The sequence below is a fragment of the Paenibacillus sp. FSL R5-0475 genome, from assembly GCF_038004585.1.
GTDB lineage: Bacteria > Bacillota > Bacilli > Paenibacillales > Paenibacillaceae > Paenibacillus_AQ.
Genome location: NZ_JBBORK010000001.1, coordinates 6,019,755 through 6,038,759, shown reverse-complemented (window position 1 = coordinate 6,038,759; position 19,005 = coordinate 6,019,755). Strand labels below are relative to the sequence as shown.

The following is a 19,005-nucleotide window of genomic DNA, read 5'->3' as shown; positions in this document are numbered from 1 at the left end:
CTACTCTATTGTTATTCAAATGTAAAATTTAACAGAAGTATAGAATACATTTGTTGTAATCCTTTGATAATTCAACTATAAAAATTAATTTATATATGGGACTATTCATCATCCAATAAACACTAGATTTTAAGGATTATTGTATTTATGCACTATTTTCAGCCCCTATTCTTATGCGAAAACAATAACTTTTTATTTTTTTATTTTAATTTATAGAACCTTTAATTTATATTAATGCAAACCAACCTTTCATTTTACATTTGAATGATAAGATTTAGTAGGTTTCTAATAAAAGATTTGAGGGGAGAATACTTATCCAAATGATTATTTCTTCAAGAGTAAGGAAATGGTGGGCTAGTGGACTGGCAATGTTAATGCTTGTCGGCAGTGTGCTACCAGCTATTCAGACTGCCGAGGCAGCACCGGATAATAGCAATGTTGTTATCTCACAAGTCTATGGCGGTGGTGGAAACAGCGGAGCAGAGTTTAAGAATGATTTTATTGAATTATACAATCCTACCAACAAACCAGTAGTTTTGACTGGATGGAAAGTTCGGTATACTTCCGCAACTGGAACCTTTAGCAGCGGAACAGAATTAACAGGAACTATTCCTGCAAATGGATACTACCTCGTCCAAGAGGCTGCAGGAACAGGAGGAACTACTGCACTACCTACTCCTGATGCCGCAGGTATCCTAGCTATGAGTGGGACAAACGGTAAAGTCGACTTGGTTGACCCATCGAATAATACGATAGATTTAGTTGGCTATGGTACAGCTACAGGTGTTGAGGGAACTCCAACCCCTGCTCTCACCAACGCGACAGCCGCTATTCGTAAAGCAGCAGCTGGTGCACCAGCTGATAGCCGTGGTCTAGATACGGATAACAACGTTGCGGATTTTGTTGTTCAAGCAGCAAGTCCACGCAATAGTAGTTATGGTAAAGCACCAGAGACAGCTAGCTCCGTAGTAGCTTCACCAGCCGCTAATGCCTGGCCGGTAGGCACTGAAATTTCTCTGAACTCTCCGACAGTTGGAGCATCCGTCTATTCAGCTGTTTATGGATCAGGTGGTTCAACTGATTTCCAACCTTACACAGGGCCTATCACCTTAACTGAGGACACTACGATTAAGGCGTATGCTTCAGAACCGAATATGCCAAACAGCGCAATAACAACTTTTGACTACACGATTCTGACCAAAACAGACGTCGCAACAGCACGCCTTGGTAATAAAGGTCAGAATATTTCAACAGAAGGTATCGTAACTCACATTAACGCAGCAAAAATGTATATTCAGGATGGAACCGGTGGGATCGTACTTTATGGATTCCCAGAGTTCGCAAACGTTGGAGATCGTGTTGCAGTTAGTGGCGAGATGGATATCTACAGCAACCTGCAAGAGCTCAAACTCCAAAGCGGACTTCAATACTCTGTCGTTGCGAGTGATGTAGGTGTACCCGCACCTAAATTGATTACAGCAACCGACTTGTCTGCAGCGAACGGAGAAAACCATGAAGCTCAGCTGGTAACTATGAATAATGTCACTATAGATAATGTAAATGGAAATACAGTGACTGCAAGTCAAGGCGGACAACAATTCACAATTTTCTCAACCCTGCCTAAACTAGTAAAGGGTGCAACCTTTGATAGTATCACTGGGGTTATCGAGCAATATAATACAACTTATCAATTCATTCCACTTAACGAAAACGCTTTGGTGGAAGAAACCTTTTCTGTAATGGCGAGCCCTGGTGCAGGTCGCATCATTAAAGGAAGTGCTGTGACCCTATCCAGCCCTACCCTTGGAGCACAAATTCATTACACGACCGATGGAACTGAACCGACAGCAGCAAGCAAGCTTTATTCAGATCCAATTACAGTTAGTAAAGATCTTACCATTAATGCAATTGTCGTAGCAGATGGCAAGACAAGTAAGGTGTATACCTTTGCTTATAAAGCTTCTGATCTCCCTCGTATACATGATATTCAAGGAGAATCTCATGCCTCTGAGTATGTAGGTCAGAACGTTACTGACGTAGAAGGTATCGTTACCCAATACGGATACACATTCGCAACTGGCGCTTATAGAGGTTTCTTTATGCAGGACCCTCAGCCGGACAATAATGTGAACACATCGGAAGGTATTTTCGTTTACAGCACAAATGCATCCCTTAAACCTAAAGTTGGAGATTTAGTGCGCGTTAATGGAGTCGTTTCCGAGTATAACGAAGGAAGTGCGAGCAATCTAACCTCCACTCAAATTAATATGACATCACTAACAGTAGATTCCTCTTCTAGTTATACTGTGCCTGAACCTATCGTACTTGGCAAAGGTGGAAGAGCTATTCCTTCTTCCATCATTGATAATGACAGCATGGCTGATTTTGAACCTAGTGAAGATGCCATAGATTTTTATGAATCGTTAGAAGGCATGCTTGTAAAACTCCCTACCCCTACGATTATTAGTCCTTACTGGACAAGTGGTAGCGGAAATTCCATGCTTTATAACATCCCTACAAGAGTAGAAAATGATACTCCTGATGTCATCACACCAGCTGGTGGACTAGTTCTAAAAGAATATAACCAATTCAATCCTCAGCGCCTTATCATTGCTTATGGAAATCCGGGTCAAGAAGTCATCACCGGAGATAAGTTCGCTGGAGATGTTACAGGGGTCATCGGATACAACAATGGCAATTTCAAAGTAATTCCGGAGAACGGTAAGCTGCCAACCATTACCCCAAGTACTTTTAAACAAGAAACAACTACTCTTGAGGTTAATGAGGACAAGCTATTAATCGCTTCATACAACATTGAGAACTTCTACCCAGGCGTCGGAGCAACAAAAATCCAGAAACTTGCCGACTCCATCACGAATAATATGAAAAAGCCTGACATTATCGGCGTGGTCGAAATGCAGGATAGCAATGGTGAAACCAACAATGGAATCACTGAAGCAAGTGCTGACGAACTGATTAAGGCTATTGAAACTGCAGGCGGTCCTGTATATAAATACACAGACATCGCTCCAGTCAACAATCAGGATGGCGGAGCTCCAGGCGGAAACATTCGCGTAGGCTTCTTGTACAATCCAGCAAGAGTACAGCTTGCGGATAGTGTAAACGGTCAAAAAGGTACATCTACGCAATCCGTTGCATATGATGCAGCGACAGACAAGCTGACTTACAATCCGGGACGAATTGATCCAACGAATGCTGCATTTGCTAGTTCACGTAAACCACTTGCTGCACAATTTATTTTCGGTGGCGAAAAAGTGATCGTGATCGCAAACCATTTCAATTCAAAAGGCGGCGATAATGGTCCTTTCGGGAACGTTCAGCCACCGGTATTGTCCAGTGAAACACAACGTCATAAAATTGCGGCGGTCGTAAACGGATTTGTCAAAGAGGTTCTGACTGCTAATCCTGAAGCCAACGTCGTAGCTCTTGGCGATTTGAATGATTTCCAATTTACTAAAACTGCAACTATTTTAAAAGGTACAGAGCTGGACAATTTGATCGACACATTGCCTTTAAATGAGCAGTATACGTACACCTATGACGGAAACTCTCAAGTACTGGATCATATTCTTGTCAGTAAAAATCTAACGGCTTCTTCCAAAGTAGATGTCGTCCATCTAAATGCCGACTTCTCTCCATCGAAAGGTCGGGTATCCGATCATGATGCGGTTGTAGCACAGATTGATTTTAGTACTGCTGAAGACTTCCCATTAACAGTTCTACACACCAACGATACGCATGCAGGATTAGATACTGTAAGCTCACCAAACAACATCTTGCGCCGTGTAACAGCAATCAAAACTGCTAAGGCGACTACAGAAAACCCTATTCTTCTCGATGCGGGTGATGTGTTCTCCGGAACACTCTACTTCAACAAGTATCTGGGTCAAGCAGATCTGGCCTTTATGAATCTGGTCAAATATGACGCTATGACTTTCGGTAATCATGAATTTGATAAAGATTCTGATACGCTTTCCAAATTTATCGGCAACGCTAAGTTCCCTTTTGTCTCATCCAATGTGAATTTCTCTGCAGATGATACGCTAAGCAAAATGTTTACCAATGAAATCGGTCGTTCGGGTAATGCGGCAACCATCTACCCTGCTCTAATCAAAGAAGTTGACGGAGAACAGGTTGGTATCATTGGTCTGACGACAGAAGATACTGCCAACATTGCTTCACCAGGTAAAGTAACTTTTGAGAATGCTGTAGTGAAGGCAACAGAAACTGTCGCTATGCTGCAAAAAGAAAAGATTAACAAGATTATTGTTCTCTCACACCTTGGCTACGAAGAGGATCTCAAGTTAGCCAAAGCGGTTAATGGCATTGATATTATTGTCGGTGGTCACAGCCATACGCAATTAGATCAAGCGGTTGTAGATAACAGCGATCCTAATGCACCGAAGCTTATTGTACAAACTGGTGAAAAAGGACTCTTCCTTGGTCAGCTTGAAGTTAAATTTAACAAAGATGGCGTACTGACAGATTGGAAAGACCAATTAATCTCCATCGACGCTAAGAACGGCGCTAACTATGTTATCGCAGAGGATCCTGAAGCTAAAAAAATCCTGGATACCGACTATAAGCCAGGTATTCTAGAACTGAGCAATGAGGTAGTAGGAAACTCAGAGGTTGTTCTAAACGGCGTTCGTGATAATGTTCGTACAAAGGAAACTAACCTTGGTAATCTGATTGCCGATGGTATGCTTTTTGCAGCCAAGAAAGCTGGCACTAATGCGGTAATCGCCCTGCAAAATGGTGGCGGTATTCGCGAATCTATCAATGAAGGACCAATTACACAAGGTGAAGTACTCGGAGTACTTCCTTTCAACAACGATCTGGTTACGATCACTTTGACCGGACAAGAAATTAAGGATGCAATGGAGAATGGGGTTTCCAAAACTCCAGCAGCAGACGGACGTTTCCCACACGTTGCAGGGTTGAAATTCTACTATGACTCTACGAAGCCTGTGAACGAACGTGTATTACGTATCGAAGTGAAGAACGGAGACAAATACGTTCCTCTAGATCTAAAAGCATCTTATGAAGTAGCTACTAATGCTTTCACAGCTAAAGGTGGAGATTTCTATACTTCACTTGAAAAGGCCTATAAAGAAGGTCGCGTGAATCTACTGTACCTGCCGGACTTTGATGTATTTACGAAGTATCTTCAGAAGATTGGAAATGTCACTGCGAACACTTCCGCTGTTGAGGGCCGGATTGTGGATCTGAAGGGTGCACCATTGCCGGAGATAACCCCAACACCAGTGCCAACACCGGTGCCAACATCACCAACAGTTCCAACATCAACAGCAACAGCAACAGTAGCACCAACACCTACTGCAACAACAGCACCAACGGCTGCACCGCAAGTAACAACAATTGATGCTGCTGATCTGACCAAACAACTTGCTGAACTGCCAACTGGTAAACATGAACTGGTTATTCCGGTTAAAGCGACTACTGGCGGCGCTCAAGTAGAACTCCCAGGCAGTGTGCTTGTAAAACAAGCTGCTGCACAGCCTAACACCATTCTTACCCTTACTACTGATGGCGCTTCGTATTCCTTGCCGCTCAGTGTTGTAAACAGTGTATCGCTTGCCGCTCAATTAGGCACCAGCGACTTTACAATTACAGTATCCATTCTATTAGCGGATTCGAAAACGCTAAGCAGCACAAACCAAGCTATCGCTTCACAGCTAGGTAATGCTACTTTAGCTGCTCCAGTAATCGAATTTAGTGTTTCAGCAGTAGCCGGATCTAAGCGTGTACCGCTGAACAACTTCGGCAGTACTTATGTTAATCGGACGATCAATGTACCTACTTCCTTAAATTCAAATAACGCAACGGCAGTCGTCTTCGATCCTGCTACAGGCAAGATTTCCTTCGTGCCTGCGATATTTGCCCCTAAGGCTAATGGAACAACAGATGTTACGATTAAACGGAACAGCAACAGCTATTACACCGTTGTTAAATCTTCCAAAACGTTCGGAGATATTAGCGGACACTGGGCTAAAGCGTCCATTGATCTGTTAGCTTCCAAACTGATCGTTAGTGGAACCAATAGCGATACATTCTCTCCTTCACAGTCGATCACACGGGCTGAGTTCGCAGCATTAATTACGCGTTCTCTTGGACTTGTGACAACGGGTGGCGAGACAACTTTTAAGGATGTAAATCCAAACGCATGGTATGCTGATGCTATTCGCACTGCTGCAGAAGCCGAATTGATTTCTGGTTATACCGATGGCAGCTTTAAGCCAGGTAGCCCGATCACTCGGCAAGAAATGGCCTCTGTATTAGCTAAAGCCATCAAGTACACGGGCAAAACCTTAAATGCCGATCCTGCAGCACTAGCTAAATTCAGTGACGCAGCAAGCATTCCTGCTTGGTCCCAAGCAGCAGTAGCAGAAATCGCTGCTGAGGGCATCATTCAAGGAGCGAAAGACGGTTCCTTTGCTCCACAAAAGCTGGCAACTCGTGCTGAAGCCGTTACGATGCTGGAGAAGACCTTGAAATCTCTTCAGTTCATCAATTAATAAAGGCCCACAGCTCTGAGGACAAAAAGGCGGTTCCTAGGGTGCATAATGCACTCGAGGAACCGCCTCTTTTTCATATAACCTCTAGGATTCCATCCCAGCCTCATTCTCTTCATAATGACTTGTATCCCCGTGCAGCAGGATCTCCGGCACGCCATCCGTAAAATCAATCCTGGATAAGCAGGTTGGATATATGTAAGGCAGATCCCATAGCTTAGGCAACTCTCTGCCCTCAAAATAAGCCATCAAGAGCTTGATCACTACCGTATGCGTTACGATAAGAATCGTCTCACCCTGATGGGCAGTGAGAATTTCCTGAAGCTTCTCCAGTGTTCTTGTCTGCACCTCTGCGAAGGTCTCGCTGCCCTCCACTTTAAACCGGTCGGGTTCCTTCCAGAAATAACGATGCTGGTCTGAATACTGGGCTGCCAGTTCAGCAGAATCTCTACCTTCCCATACGCCCATGCCAATTTCTTTAAATGCATCGGAAATCTTCAGCGGAACATCCCGCTCTCCGCGTATAATTTCAGCTGTACGCAGCGCCCTTGGGCTAGAGCTTGCATAAATGACATCCAGATTTGTAGCCTGCATTCCCCGACTCAACCATTCCGCCTGTTGTACGCCAAGCGTCGTCAGCGCAGAATCCATATGACCTTGCATACGATTCTGCACATTCCATTCTGTCTGTCCATGACGCGTTAGATATATCGTTGTAGTACTCATCCGTTGCTTCTCCTCCTAATCCCTAATTCAGAGATAGTCTACTTCCTGTTTTGCTCCATCCAGTTCACCGCATAGTCTACAATTTCACGCTGTGGAATCAATTGAGCTGCAGCTGAGGCGATATGACCATTTGTAATGAGCCCTGTCTCTTGCCCGAATTGCTCAGCAAGTTCAACGAAATCGTCAGAGTTCCAATCTAGCTCCTTGAATTCCACCCACTGTCTATGACCATCCACTAGTATAGGTGCTCCGCCAATGGCTTCCTTCTTTCCTTCATAGAAGGCCCGGCATTCAGCAAGATGTAATGAAGTATTATTCAGATTTCCAACGCCTAGCAGCAGCACACTTCCCCCCAGATCATAAATACGAGCTAATGGAGAGTCATCCCCCAAACCGTATTCAAGGGAGTGACCATATATAATCTCATCCCTATGCTTGCCCCAAGCCGCAAATGAATGAATGGGGTGATCGCTGCGCTTTACCTCTTTTTGTCTACGGAAGCAATCCGGAATAACCCCCATCCCCCTCAGTGGGGTCAGGTCTGGATCATAAGCCGGCATCTGCTCACGGATACTTTGCCACCAAGATTCGGGCACCGGTGGGTTACTCCAGCCAGCAGGGTCCGTCAGATCACTAGAATGCGTGGGCATCACAAGTGTACCTGACTCTCCAAGGACCTCCTCAAGCGCCAAAATAACGGCAACCGGGCCACCTGCCACCCATTGGCCTAGTGATTTGAAGGACGAATGCAGTATAATCGTCATCCCCGCCTGTACACCCAGTCGCCGAAAGTCCTCTGCCAACGTCTGAACTGTAATCAAATTGCCTTGAATTTCTTCCACCCTTCATTCCTCCAAACTCTCTTGCTGCTAATCCTAGCAAAGCTTCTCACTGCCATTATATAGGAGGATCACTTCTAACGACACCCTTAACGCCCATCAAGGTACAGTACAGCAATGATATTTATACTAAAGCTACTTATCCTGCCTTTTACGACAGATCTTCAGACAGCATTTTGGCTCTATAATCCCCTGGAGAGATCCCTTCCAACTCTTTGAATACACGGGCAAATTGCTTACTGTTCTCAAAACCTACTTTCTCCGAAACCTCAGCAAGCTTGCCACATTCTTTCGCTAGCAGTTCTTTAGCATGACGGATGCGTACCTTTTTTAAATAAATGACAAAATTCTCACCAGTATATGCTTTGAAGGCTTCGCTAAAATAAGAATAATTCAAAGAAACATGGTTACTAACCATAGCCATATTTAGTGGACGAGCATAGTTCGTTTCAATATAGTTCAACGCTTCCTCCATATCAGCATGTTCCGTATGAGCAGAGCGCACTCCTACAATGTAATCACTCACACTCAGGAGCAAATTCTCAAGCGCACGATAATAATCATGGAAATGGCGATAGTTATACATGTTACCAACCGTACGATATAGCTTTAACACCTCAACCGAGGCTTCCCCATACAGCCGAAATACTTCATCCAGCACCTGCTCATTGATACTCTGCCCGACACTCTCGAGATAAGACAAGTCCAGTTCCTTCAAATGCTCTGTTTGAAAAATAACAGACAACAGGCATTTTATTTCCTTCTCACGTTCTGTCCCAAGCATATTGAGCAGTTTACGAAGCGCCTCCTTCGGCAAAGGAAAGTTACGACGCTCTTGACTGACATCCTCGTAATCCAAAAATCCTTCTTGCGGAAACAAAAAAGTATATTGTAGTGCCCGACAAGCTTCCTTGTAACAGGAACGAAGTTCTTCGAGACCTTTTCCCTCACGGCTGATTCCGATCGATAAACTAGTTATTTCTCTAGCTTCAGCTTGACGGGATAGTTCCATAAAGCTCTGTCTACTAGTCCCGATTAATACTAACTTACCGTCCCAGTCCGTTATAATTTCTGAAAAACACTTTTCGATTGGCCCCATCAAACGTTCGACCAGCCCTTGAACTTCTGTCGCCTTCATCCGAGTCCCATCATTAAAATAGTAATTCAGCACGCCAACTGTAAAAGGAACCTCCAAACCATTTAGCTCCTCTTGCTGCTCGGGCTCCAACTGAACCTCCTGCTGCTGCAGCAGTCCCCGTAAACGGCTGGAGCGTAGCTCTTTGCGAAACTGTTCTGCTTCCCGCTCTATTTTCTTGACGCTGAACTCCTGTTCTTCCTGTTCCTTATGGATATGCAGCAGGATTTCGAACAGCTCATCTCGGCGAATCGGCTTAAGTAGATAATCCTTCACACGATAACGTATGGCACATTTAGCATATTCGAAATCATCGTACCCACTTAGGATCACCACTGCTGGTTTTTTCTCGCCTCTTACCTCCACAGATAGCTGCTCCAAAAGCGTAATTCCATCCATTACCGGCATACGAATATCCGTAATAATAATATCTGCACCATCTGTCTTAAAAACCTCGAGCGCCTCTGCACCATTGCTCGCCATTATTATCGAATATGCGGACGGAAATTCCCTTTCAATCATGATCTTCAGACCTACACGAATATTTTTCTCATCATCAACGATCAGTAATTTCTTCATGGTTGTTTTTCTCCCGTCAAAAGAACTTTCGGCAAGCTTAGACGTACCATCGTCCAACTCCCTGCCTCGCTCTGTACTACAAGCCCGTATTCTTCGCCATAAAAGATTTGCAGACGCTGGTGTACATTTCGCAGTCCTATGCCCCCTGCTCTCTGGCTTACTTCCCGCTGTTCACAGGAGCTATCACAATTACAACATTCATCCTTAGCATATATCGCCTCGTTTAAAGCAACTAGACGTTCTGGGGTAAGACCGATACCATTATCACGAAGCTCTATGGAAATATCACCTTCCGTTTCCGAAATATGAATATGAATGTTCGGGTTCTCTAAATTCTCTTTTTCACCGTTCCAAGCATGCTTAACACTGTTCTCTACAATAGGCTGCAGTGACATTTTCAGCACCTCCAGCTCCAAATATCGAGGTTCAATATGAAGTACAAGCTTAACCGGGTACTCAAAACGAATATTCATTACTTCAATGTAATTCTCAATATGGCGGACTTCATCGCGAAGCTTCACATACTCCCCAGACCATTTGAAATTATAACGCATCATTCCACCGAGCGAAGTTAGTGCGTCTGATATCGTTCGCTGATTTTCAATTTCAGCAAGCATTTTAATATTTTCAAGTGTGTTATACAAAAAATGTGCATCTATTTGATTATGCAGCGTGCGCAGCTCAGCCTCTTTGGACAATGCCTGCTTACTCACAGCCTGAGCCACCAACTTATTAATTGTATTCATTAGCTTAGAGAAATGATGGGCAAGCTCACCGACTTCTCCCCCACCCCGAATCGTAATGCCACTATATGCTTCACCTCTGCGCACGCTTTTCATCGTTTCGGTCAATCTGCGCAGATTTTTTAGAATAAAGGCATTCATCACATAAGCGATCAACGTGAGTAAAATAATAAATCCGATGTTAGCTCCAATAATAAAGTTGCGTGTACGGGAGATATCCTTCAAAACGCCCTCCGTTGAGACCACATTTAACAGATAAGCATCAATACGTTCCAGCGGTGTGTTAATAAGTAAATAAGATTTACCGTTGGCTGTATAACTACTATCCCATTCACCAGTAGCCTTGAAGGTCTTGTATCGTTCAGTAATAACACTAGCCATCTCCTCGTTATCCTGTAGAAAAGACTGATCAGGACGAGTAAATAGCTGCAGCTCACCATCTACAAGGAACATTTGTGTCTGGTTATCCCGTACATCGGTATATGTCTTTGGTGTAAAGCGGTTCAACATCATATCTACTTGAACCATCCCAATATGGTTGCCAGCAGGACGACTCATCTCACGTAGTAAAGAAACCTTCGGCAAACTCTCAGTCGGTGCACCCAAGTATCTCTGCATCAGATCCGGATCACTCCTTTGAAAAGACCAGTACTCCTGTTCCTCCAACTGCAGTGCTTTCTGGTACCAGGGCTCGGAAGAGACTCGTTCTTCGCGAAATAAAATCGGCCAAATTTCATGCATCGTTTTACTTTTGGAATACAGCCGTAAATGCTCGATATTCGGATTATTAAATTGAATACGTGTCATATTCACATAAACATTTGTATTAAAATCAACCAAATCTTCAAGCATCGGCTCAGTCTCATTCGCAAGAAAGTCTTTAACATCCGAGTCAGAATACGCCATCTGTGCTGCCCGCTCCATCGCTTCAATTTGATTGTGGATATGCAATTTTTCCATTTGCAGCAAATACTCATTTTTCTCAACAGCATCTCGGAAATAGGTACTATTGATAGACTCATAAAAATAGACGGACACCAGCAAGCACGGACCTATAATAATAAAAACATAGGCAGCAATCAAACGACTCTGCAGCGACCTTCGTCCCCACCAATATAAGAAGGAATTCCAAATTTCTTTGCTGCGCTCACGCATATTATCCCTCTTCACTTCTTCAACGTTCACCTCGCTAATATCGTGAATACTTAACATACTTAACAACTATACCTTATTATTGTTTCAAAATAACCCAAAAACCCGCAATCAGCGGGCTTCTGGGTTATATTTTATTGGGCGAGCTTCACTTTGTTCTCTTCATACTTTTTCTGTTGATAGGCTTGGAATTTATCTACACCTATATCCTTTTGTTTCGCTAAATACTCACTCCATATTTTATCGAACTCAGCATCCGAAGAAGCCATAAGCAGCTTAGGAATCGTCTTCCCGCGCAGTTCTTTCAGCTTTGTAGCAATGATGCCTTCAGGGGAGTTACCTGTAGGATCAATCTGTTGGAACGTTGAAGTACTAGTCGCTTTTCCTCTCGTCCAATCTTCCAATTGTTTAAAAGGTTCTACTGATTTAGGTGCCCATTGATCCGTGATATTCGTGTTCTGCATCATCCAGTAGGTGAACGAAGATCCGTATTGCTTATCAAACGCCGAACGATCCTTATTCATTAGATCAAACACTTCAGGCTTAAATTGGTCTTTGCCATCAATCGTTTCGTAGCTGACACCCTTTTCACCGAGGAACAAATCTTTATTACCTTCTTCACTGTTCAAGTAGCTTAGGAAGCGGATAGCGCGAGCTTTATCCTTTACATCTTTGGAGATCAGTGTTACTGTCCAGCCTGCGATCGCAGGTCCATCTAGGGTCGGTTGATCCAAGTTCGTATTCGAAGGACCATCAATAGCAATATAAGTTTTGCTAGGATCTTGTTGGTAGATCGTACCTAGTTGCGCTGCAAAGTCTGTACGTTGGTAGAGCATCGCGAAATAACGACCTTGAGCGATCTTCTCTTCCATTTGTGGACGTTTATCAATAAAGATATCTTTAGCAAGTAGTCCATCCTGATTCGCTTGGCGAAGTGTCTTCATCCAGCGGATATATTCAGGATCAGTCTCACGGGCATATACCTGACCATCTTTTTCTCTAGGAATTGCCAGGAAGTTCTGAAGATAACCTTCCAGAGAATCATTACCGTTTACACCAAATTCATGCAGACCAAGCGGGATTAGCGGCTGTCCATTTACGTCAGGGAATTTCTCCTTCGCTAACTTAAGCGCATTCAAGAAACCTTCTGGTGTGCGCATATCAGGACTGCCAATCGCTTCATACATATCCTTACGGACCGCGAATACTTGGTTGGATACGTAGTTCTCTCCATATTTCTCATAGTCAGCAGGAGAGGAAGAAGAGTTAGGATAGCCATACACATTGCCATCTTCCTGAGTGTACCAATTCAGCTTATCTTTATCAGAAACTTTGTAGAAATAAGGATCATATTCATCAGCAAGCTTGTTCAGAGGTAGCGCAAGATCACCTTCGATTATTTTCTTAATTGCATCTTCATAGAAGCCCAATGTGATGAAATCAGGCAATTTACCAGAAGCAATGAGTGTGTTCAGTTTCTCATTCTCGTTACCAGCCGGAACGATGAAATTAATATCAACGCCGGTCTTCTTAGTTACATATTGAGAAGTTGGGTCCACGCCCCATTTGTTAGGGAACCAAGAGAAGTTCAGGTACCAGTCAAACGTAATCGGTGAAGTGTCAATCTTCCAACCTGGTTCATCAGCAGACAATGTAGCAGCAGGTGCATTTGTCGCCCCCGTGTTCGTTTCTTTAGTACCATCCGAATTTCCTTTAGCGTTATTTCCACTGGAACAGCCTGCGGCTGACAAGGCCATAATCGCTGCCAGAAGTAGAGCCATCGCTGTTCTCGGTTTGCGTTTCATACCCATATTCTTTACCCCTTTTCTATGATTGTTAATTATAAGCTCAACCCCAGAGCTCATAGAGATGAGCTGCTGGAGGAGTTACCTTTACTAAGGATCAGCCCTTAATGGAGCCGATCATCATGCCTTTAACAAAGTAGCGTTGTAAGAAAGGATATACGAACACGATAGGAAGTGTGGTGACCACCATCGTCGCCAGCTTAATAGACTGTGACGTTACGCTTCTTGTCATGCCGCTACCTTGTGCAGCGACCATCATTTGAGTCGAGCTAGATTGTGCTACAACGCGGAACAGGTACGTCTGAATCGGCTGTAGCTCTGTATTATTGATATAGATCATACCTGTAAAATAATCATTCCATTGGAACACGCCGTGGAACAGCGCAATGGTCGCAATAACAGGCATAGACACTGGAAGCACAATTCGTAGGAAGATGGACCAATCATTAGCCCCATCAATCCGGGCCGCTTCCTCCAATCCTTCAGGAATCTCTCGGAAGAAGGTCATGAAGATAATAAGATCGAAGAAGCTAAACATCGCAGGAATGATATACACTAAGAAATTATCTAGTAACTGAAGGTCTTTGATAAGCAAGAAGCTAGGGATCAACCCTCCCGCGAAGAAGAGCGTAACTGTACCCATAAACATGTAAAACTTTCCACCAATCAAGCCTTTACGAGAAAATGCATAGGCTACCATCGCTGTGAAAAATACATGCAGGACTGTGCCGATCACTGTTTTGGCAACGGTGATCCACATCGCCTGCATAATGCCAGGGCTGTCGAACACTGCCTTGAAGTTTCCTAGACTGAACACCCGCGGCCACCAGTATATACCACCTCGCATAGCGTCCGTGCCTTCATTAAAGGCATTGACGAGTACGTACCAGATCGGATAAAGCGTTATGAAGCAAATACACAGCATAATGATATTGTTGACGATATCGAATAGGGCCTCGCCCTTCGTTTTGCGATTGAGAGCAAACATGTGTAGGTCCTCCTTATCCTAGAACAATGATGTATCGTTGATTTTTTTAGACACTTGGTTAGCTATCAGCAGCAAGATTAGAGCAATAATCGATTTTAATAGTCCAACCGCAGCCGAATAGGAGAAGCGGCCTGAGAGAATCCCTGTGTAGTACACATAATAATCGATTACATTACTTGCACTATCATTCAACGAGTTACGTAGCACCAAGATCTGATCGAAGTTGGAGCTTAGTACACCACTGACTGCAAGAATGAAGAGAATACTGATCGTCGATTTGATGGCCGGCAGCGTAACAAACCACATCTTCTGGAATCTTCCAGCACCATCAATCGTAGCAGCCTCATACATTTCAGGAGATACACCAGAGATTGCTGCTAGATATATAATCGCTGACCATCCAAGTTCCTTCCAAATATCAGATGAAATAACAATCGTCCAGAAATAGCTAGGTTCGGCCAGATAGGTAATAGGCTGATCAATGATATTTAGCGCTAACAAGATGTTATTGATAATCCCTATATCCGCAAGCCAGGTCGCTAGAATCCCGCCGAGTACAACCCATGAGAGAAAGTGAGGTAAATACGAAATCGTCTGAATCCACTTTTTGAATCTCACCGAACGGACCTCGTTTAGGAATAGTGCAAATATAATCGGCAGCGGAAAACCGATGAAGAGCTTGATCAAGCTAATGCCTAACGTATTCCTAATAACGTCAACCAAGCTTTCATCTTGTAGGAATTCTTTGAAATGAGCTAGTCCTACCCATGGAGCTTCGGAAATTGATTTGACAATGTTGAACTCTTTGAAGGCAATAATAACTCCATACATTGGAATGTAGTTGAAGATGATCATCCAGGCTACGCCTAGTAGGGCCATGGTCTGTAAATGACGCTGGGCTAAAAATCTCCTCCACAGCGAGTTTCTATTTACTTTACCGGTTTCGAAATTGCCAGGAATTAACGGATTCATCGCTGGGCTTACTTCCACGCTTTTTTTGTTCTCCATCCTTTGGACCTCCAGGCTATGTATCTTTTTCTTTTTCTGAAGCGCTTACAATATCTATGTATTTATTGTATTTGCTTTTGCCTGTCTCCGTAAGGCTTTGAATTTCGGGTTATAGGTTCCATTTTTCGGGTTCAAGCTAAAACGCCTTCGGTGTCCTTTAAGGACTTTCTTATATTTGGAGAAAAAAATAAAAGGAGGGCCTAGGCCCTCCCTTATTTTCTATGCCATTATTGCTCGAATTTGCTTGATCTCTCCACGCCGCAGAGCCTCTGCCTCATCGCCACGAACGAGTGCTCCTGAAATTTCGGTCACTGTTCCATCGTGATAGACGAGCGTCATGCTCTGAATAACAACCTTCTTCTCCCCAAACGTATTCTCACATTGTGGGTTCGAATAAGTTACTTCCGTGCCACCTAGAAATGTGAAAGAGAGATTGCCTTGTTCATCAAATAGCCAGCCTGGTAGAACCGGATCCAAAGATAACGTAAGCTGTCCATCTTCTACTCTGAAAACATGGCTTCCGGCCATCATCGTTCTCCACATACTCAGGAATTCAGCAGTCGATCCACTTAGTCTTGCTACGAACCCTCTACCGTGATTATTAGGATCAGGATTGCCTCCAGTCGCAATAAAGGATGAATTTTCAAGCGTGCTGCGTCCATAGACAGCCGGATCCAGGAACGGAACTAGAGAGGTCTTCAGCTCGCCGTAGAATTCCTCGTATAGCCCGCCCTTCAGCAGCTCAAGCAAATATTTGTAGGACATATGCAAGAAGTTAGACTCCCGCTCTAGCCAGCCTGGCGTAAAGGCTCTCATTCGTCCGATCTCATGAGACTCTCCCTCTAGACTAACCGAGGTTTGATACATAGACGTAGTCGGATCATATAGCTCTGTTTGCTTAATCAAATTATAGATTTCTTTGGCTTGCACCGGATCCTTCAGCGTCTTCAACCAACGAGTAGGTCCCTCAAGGAAATACGGCAATGCAAATACCTCAAACTCCTCTACCACAGCTTTTGGGAGGCCGTATCCGCTAAGTACCGGTTGACCTTCAGCATCTGTCACCTGCTGGAATTTCTTCGCCTCAAAGCGGAAATAGGTTGGGGTAAGCCCATTACCCAGTTTTACCGCCTTGTTGATCCCCTCATCGATTTTGACCAAGAACTTGGAAAGGGCCTCACGAATGTATTCTAAGTTTACTTCAGACTCAACCCCAGTAATACCAAAACGGATACGTGCTCTGTAGGCCTCACGCGCCGAAGCTACAGTATCCCAATAATTAAATTGTTCCAAGTCTCCCGACAGAACCGCCGTGACCGCATGATATACCTCTTCAAGCAACTGGGCAATTTCTTCTGGCAGGTCTACAGCTCCTTGGACGTCCTCTTTGCCGTTCAGAGCATCTAACAAAAAGACTACGGTACGTTTCAGCTCAAAAGTCTCACTCATTCCGGAGCCGAACAATCCAGGCAGTCCATTCATAGCATCGTTCCAGCCCGGCTTATTGCCTTCCATTTCTACACCCATACCATAAGGATCAAGCGTAGCAAATTTATTCAAGGCAAGAGACAACATCTTCACGAACAGATTGGTGTGGTAAATGGCGCCGAGACCGCCTTCAGTACGCAGCCAATGGGTATCTCCAGCTTTCCATTTCAGCTTGTGCAGCTTCTCCTCATCCTCAAGGAGTGCACCATATTGCCGGGCCTTTCCGTCACTGATTACATATTTCTCACTGCGTGGCAGCACATACGCTGGGCTGTCATAGAACGCATAGGTGTTATCCCCAAATAGAAGCTCCTGCTTTTTGTCAGGGAAGATATCCAAGTAACCTACTACCAGATCCATATTATATGTCCAGTGATCCGACCAGAAGCCTTCGCCAAAAGCTGCCTCAATGTTTTGCTGTGACAGGGCAAGTAATCCCGACAAAAATTGTTGTTCGCTTACCTTCAAGGCAACGTTATGATCCGCAATATAGTTCACTAAGCTACCTGGTGTGAACCGAGTGCTACACAGCTTTACAAGCTCAGCTTGATGATCTGCCGCAGCTTTTCCAATCCACTCCGCAGCTTGTGCCTTACTATCCGGTTTCACTTCAAAGGTTGTTCCTTGCACGCTCAGTGGATTGTAACCATCCGCCTGAATCAAGCTATAGAACATTTTGATGTTAAAGCTACCCACCTTCGGATTAAAAAACACATCATTCCGACGATTCTGATTCATATCACGGAAGTTTCCGTTCCCCTGTGAATAATATTCTGGGGCGAGTGAGAAGAAATTGTAGTCACGCTCCAAGTCACCGTGCTTACGCGAGTATAAGTGAACTACAAAGCCATCACCACCATTGTCAAAGACAAAAGGATAGCCTCCACGCAGGAAGTTATCGAGATAGGATTGACGGCAATACGCATCAAACACAGCCGATGAAGTGTGAGTAGCAATGTCTTCCGTTAATTCCTCCGTCAGACCTGCGGCCTCTTGAGATTTAGACAGGATATATTCATCGCGGCATAACTGCTCCGCCTTCTTATTGATTTTGTCGATGTCATTTACATGTCCAACCAGTGTATTCAGGATCAGATTGCTTCCTGGTGCTAAACGTCTTGCCACTCCGCTAAAACCGCACGGAACCTTGTTGACCGGGTATTGCGGAAGCTCGCCCAGTTCGGCAAGGGTTAATCCCGCAAAGCGGTCTGGGTACGTAAGCGAGGTATTGCCACCAAAGACTAGCTCGAAATCGACGATTGGCGAGACTTTTTCTCCTTCTCCAGTGAACGATAGGTAGAAATGGCCATTGGTAATTTCGCTAACCTGTGCATCATCATTGGTGCTGGAACGCAGCTTATAGAACGGAATACCATTCTCTAAGTTGTATACGTCCATCCAGCTGCGCAGTAGATTCCCTATTTCCTTGTATCCACTGTTCTCTACGCCATAAGGCAAGATTTCAGGCAGACCATCCATCAGCTCCAGCTCGATCTCTTTACCGCCGATGTTCTCAATCTCTACCCGACGTACCAACGCTGCATAATCATCATTAGGCAAATTAAAATAGTGTACGGTCGTCTTCAGACCATGTCCGGCATGGCTTTCTTCAATGGTAAGCCCATTAGGCAAAATGGTCATGAGGCGCTTTGCAGCAGGATCTGGACGTGCAGATTGAAACGGTTCATAAATCTCTTGCTCGCCTTTAATTTTGATAAAGGTTCTGAAACCGGTCGTCCCTACGTTCTTATAAGAGATATTTGCAGGAGAGAATTCCATGATCGGCGAATTCTTATCGCGTACCCCGAAGCTGCAAATGGCCTGACCCCGATTCACATAAAAAGTCCACATCGGAATTCCCTTCAGTCCGGCAAGACCCGGTAAGAAACTGGAAAAAGGCTTTCCTTCATCAAATTGCTCCATTACAAATGTACCTGATTCGAAATAATAGTTGCTCATATTTATGTCCTCCTAAGTTGTAGATT

The 19,005-nt window shown here is 44.2% G+C and carries 9 protein-coding genes; 1 reads left to right on the top strand and 8 read right to left on the bottom strand.

The annotated features are described in order from the left end of the window. Positions 1-320 precede the first annotated feature (320 nt). Entirely contained in the window at positions 321-6,560 is a 6,240-nt protein-coding gene (locus tag MKX41_RS27020) for a 5'-nucleotidase C-terminal domain-containing protein (protein WP_340973917.1), read from the top strand. An 84-nt stretch (positions 6,561-6,644) separates the two neighbouring features. On the opposite strand, the gene MKX41_RS27015 is transcribed toward MKX41_RS27020, so the two are convergent. From MKX41_RS27015 to MKX41_RS26980, 8 genes are all read right to left on the bottom strand, one after another. Next, positions 6,645-7,283: a histidine phosphatase family protein gene (locus MKX41_RS27015; protein WP_076285207.1), complete on the bottom strand. Its 639-nt coding sequence runs from the start codon at positions 7,281-7,283 to the stop codon at positions 6,645-6,647. A gap of 38 nt (positions 7,284-7,321) precedes the next feature. Beyond that, the gene (locus MKX41_RS27010; protein ID WP_076300123.1) at positions 7,322-8,125 is read right to left on the bottom strand and encodes an aminoglycoside N(3)-acetyltransferase; all 804 of its coding nucleotides are present in this window, start codon (positions 8,123-8,125) and stop codon (positions 7,322-7,324) included. A 148-nt stretch (positions 8,126-8,273) separates the two neighbouring features. Then, the gene (locus tag MKX41_RS27005) at positions 8,274-9,836 is read right to left on the bottom strand and encodes a response regulator (protein ID WP_340973914.1); all 1,563 of its coding nucleotides are present in this window, start codon (positions 9,834-9,836) and stop codon (positions 8,274-8,276) included. After that, on the bottom strand, positions 9,833-11,734 hold the full coding sequence (locus MKX41_RS27000; protein ID WP_340973912.1) for a cache domain-containing sensor histidine kinase: 1,902 nt from the start codon (positions 11,732-11,734) through the stop codon (positions 9,833-9,835). Before MKX41_RS27000 ends, MKX41_RS27005 begins: the two co-directional genes overlap by 4 nt. Positions 11,735-11,865: 131 nt before the next feature. Beyond that, on the bottom strand, positions 11,866-13,542 hold the full coding sequence (locus tag MKX41_RS26995; protein ID WP_340973911.1) for an extracellular solute-binding protein: 1,677 nt from the start codon (positions 13,540-13,542) through the stop codon (positions 11,866-11,868). Between the two features lie 91 nt (positions 13,543-13,633). Next, positions 13,634-14,524: a carbohydrate ABC transporter permease gene (locus tag MKX41_RS26990; RefSeq protein ID WP_340973909.1), complete on the bottom strand. Its 891-nt coding sequence runs from the start codon at positions 14,522-14,524 to the stop codon at positions 13,634-13,636. 18 nt (positions 14,525-14,542) lie between these two features. After that, the gene (locus tag MKX41_RS26985; protein WP_340973907.1) at positions 14,543-15,532 is read right to left on the bottom strand and encodes an ABC transporter permease; all 990 of its coding nucleotides are present in this window, start codon (positions 15,530-15,532) and stop codon (positions 14,543-14,545) included. Between the two features lie 219 nt (positions 15,533-15,751). Further along, positions 15,752-18,979, bottom strand: a complete 3,228-nt coding sequence (locus tag MKX41_RS26980; RefSeq protein WP_340973905.1) for a cellobiose phosphorylase — start codon at positions 18,977-18,979, stop codon at positions 15,752-15,754. Between the last annotated feature and the right edge of the window lie 26 nt (positions 18,980-19,005).

What these genes read in the sequence shown, in the direction of transcription:
- MKX41_RS27005 (WP_340973914.1), bottom strand. Translation starts at nt 9,836, where the DNA reads ATGAAGAAATTACTGATCGTTGATGATGAGAAAAATATTCGTGTAGGT.
- MKX41_RS27020 (WP_340973917.1), top strand. Translation starts at nt 321, where the DNA reads ATGATTATTTCTTCAAGAGTAAGGAAATGGTGGGCTAGTGGACTGGCA.
- MKX41_RS27000 (WP_340973912.1), bottom strand. Translation starts at nt 11,734, where the DNA reads ATGCGTGAGCGCAGCAAAGAAATTTGGAATTCCTTCTTATATTGGTGG.
- MKX41_RS26995 (WP_340973911.1), bottom strand. Translation starts at nt 13,542, where the DNA reads ATGGGTATGAAACGCAAACCGAGAACAGCGATGGCTCTACTTCTGGCA.
- MKX41_RS26985 (WP_340973907.1), bottom strand. Translation starts at nt 15,532, where the DNA reads ATGGAGAACAAAAAAAGCGTGGAAGTAAGCCCAGCGATGAATCCGTTA.
- MKX41_RS26990 (WP_340973909.1), bottom strand. Translation starts at nt 14,524, where the DNA reads ATGTTTGCTCTCAATCGCAAAACGAAGGGCGAGGCCCTATTCGATATC.
- MKX41_RS27015 (WP_076285207.1), bottom strand. Translation starts at nt 7,283, where the DNA reads ATGAGTACTACAACGATATATCTAACGCGTCATGGACAGACAGAATGG.
- MKX41_RS26980 (WP_340973905.1), bottom strand. Translation starts at nt 18,979, where the DNA reads ATGAGCAACTATTATTTCGAATCAGGTACATTTGTAATGGAGCAATTT.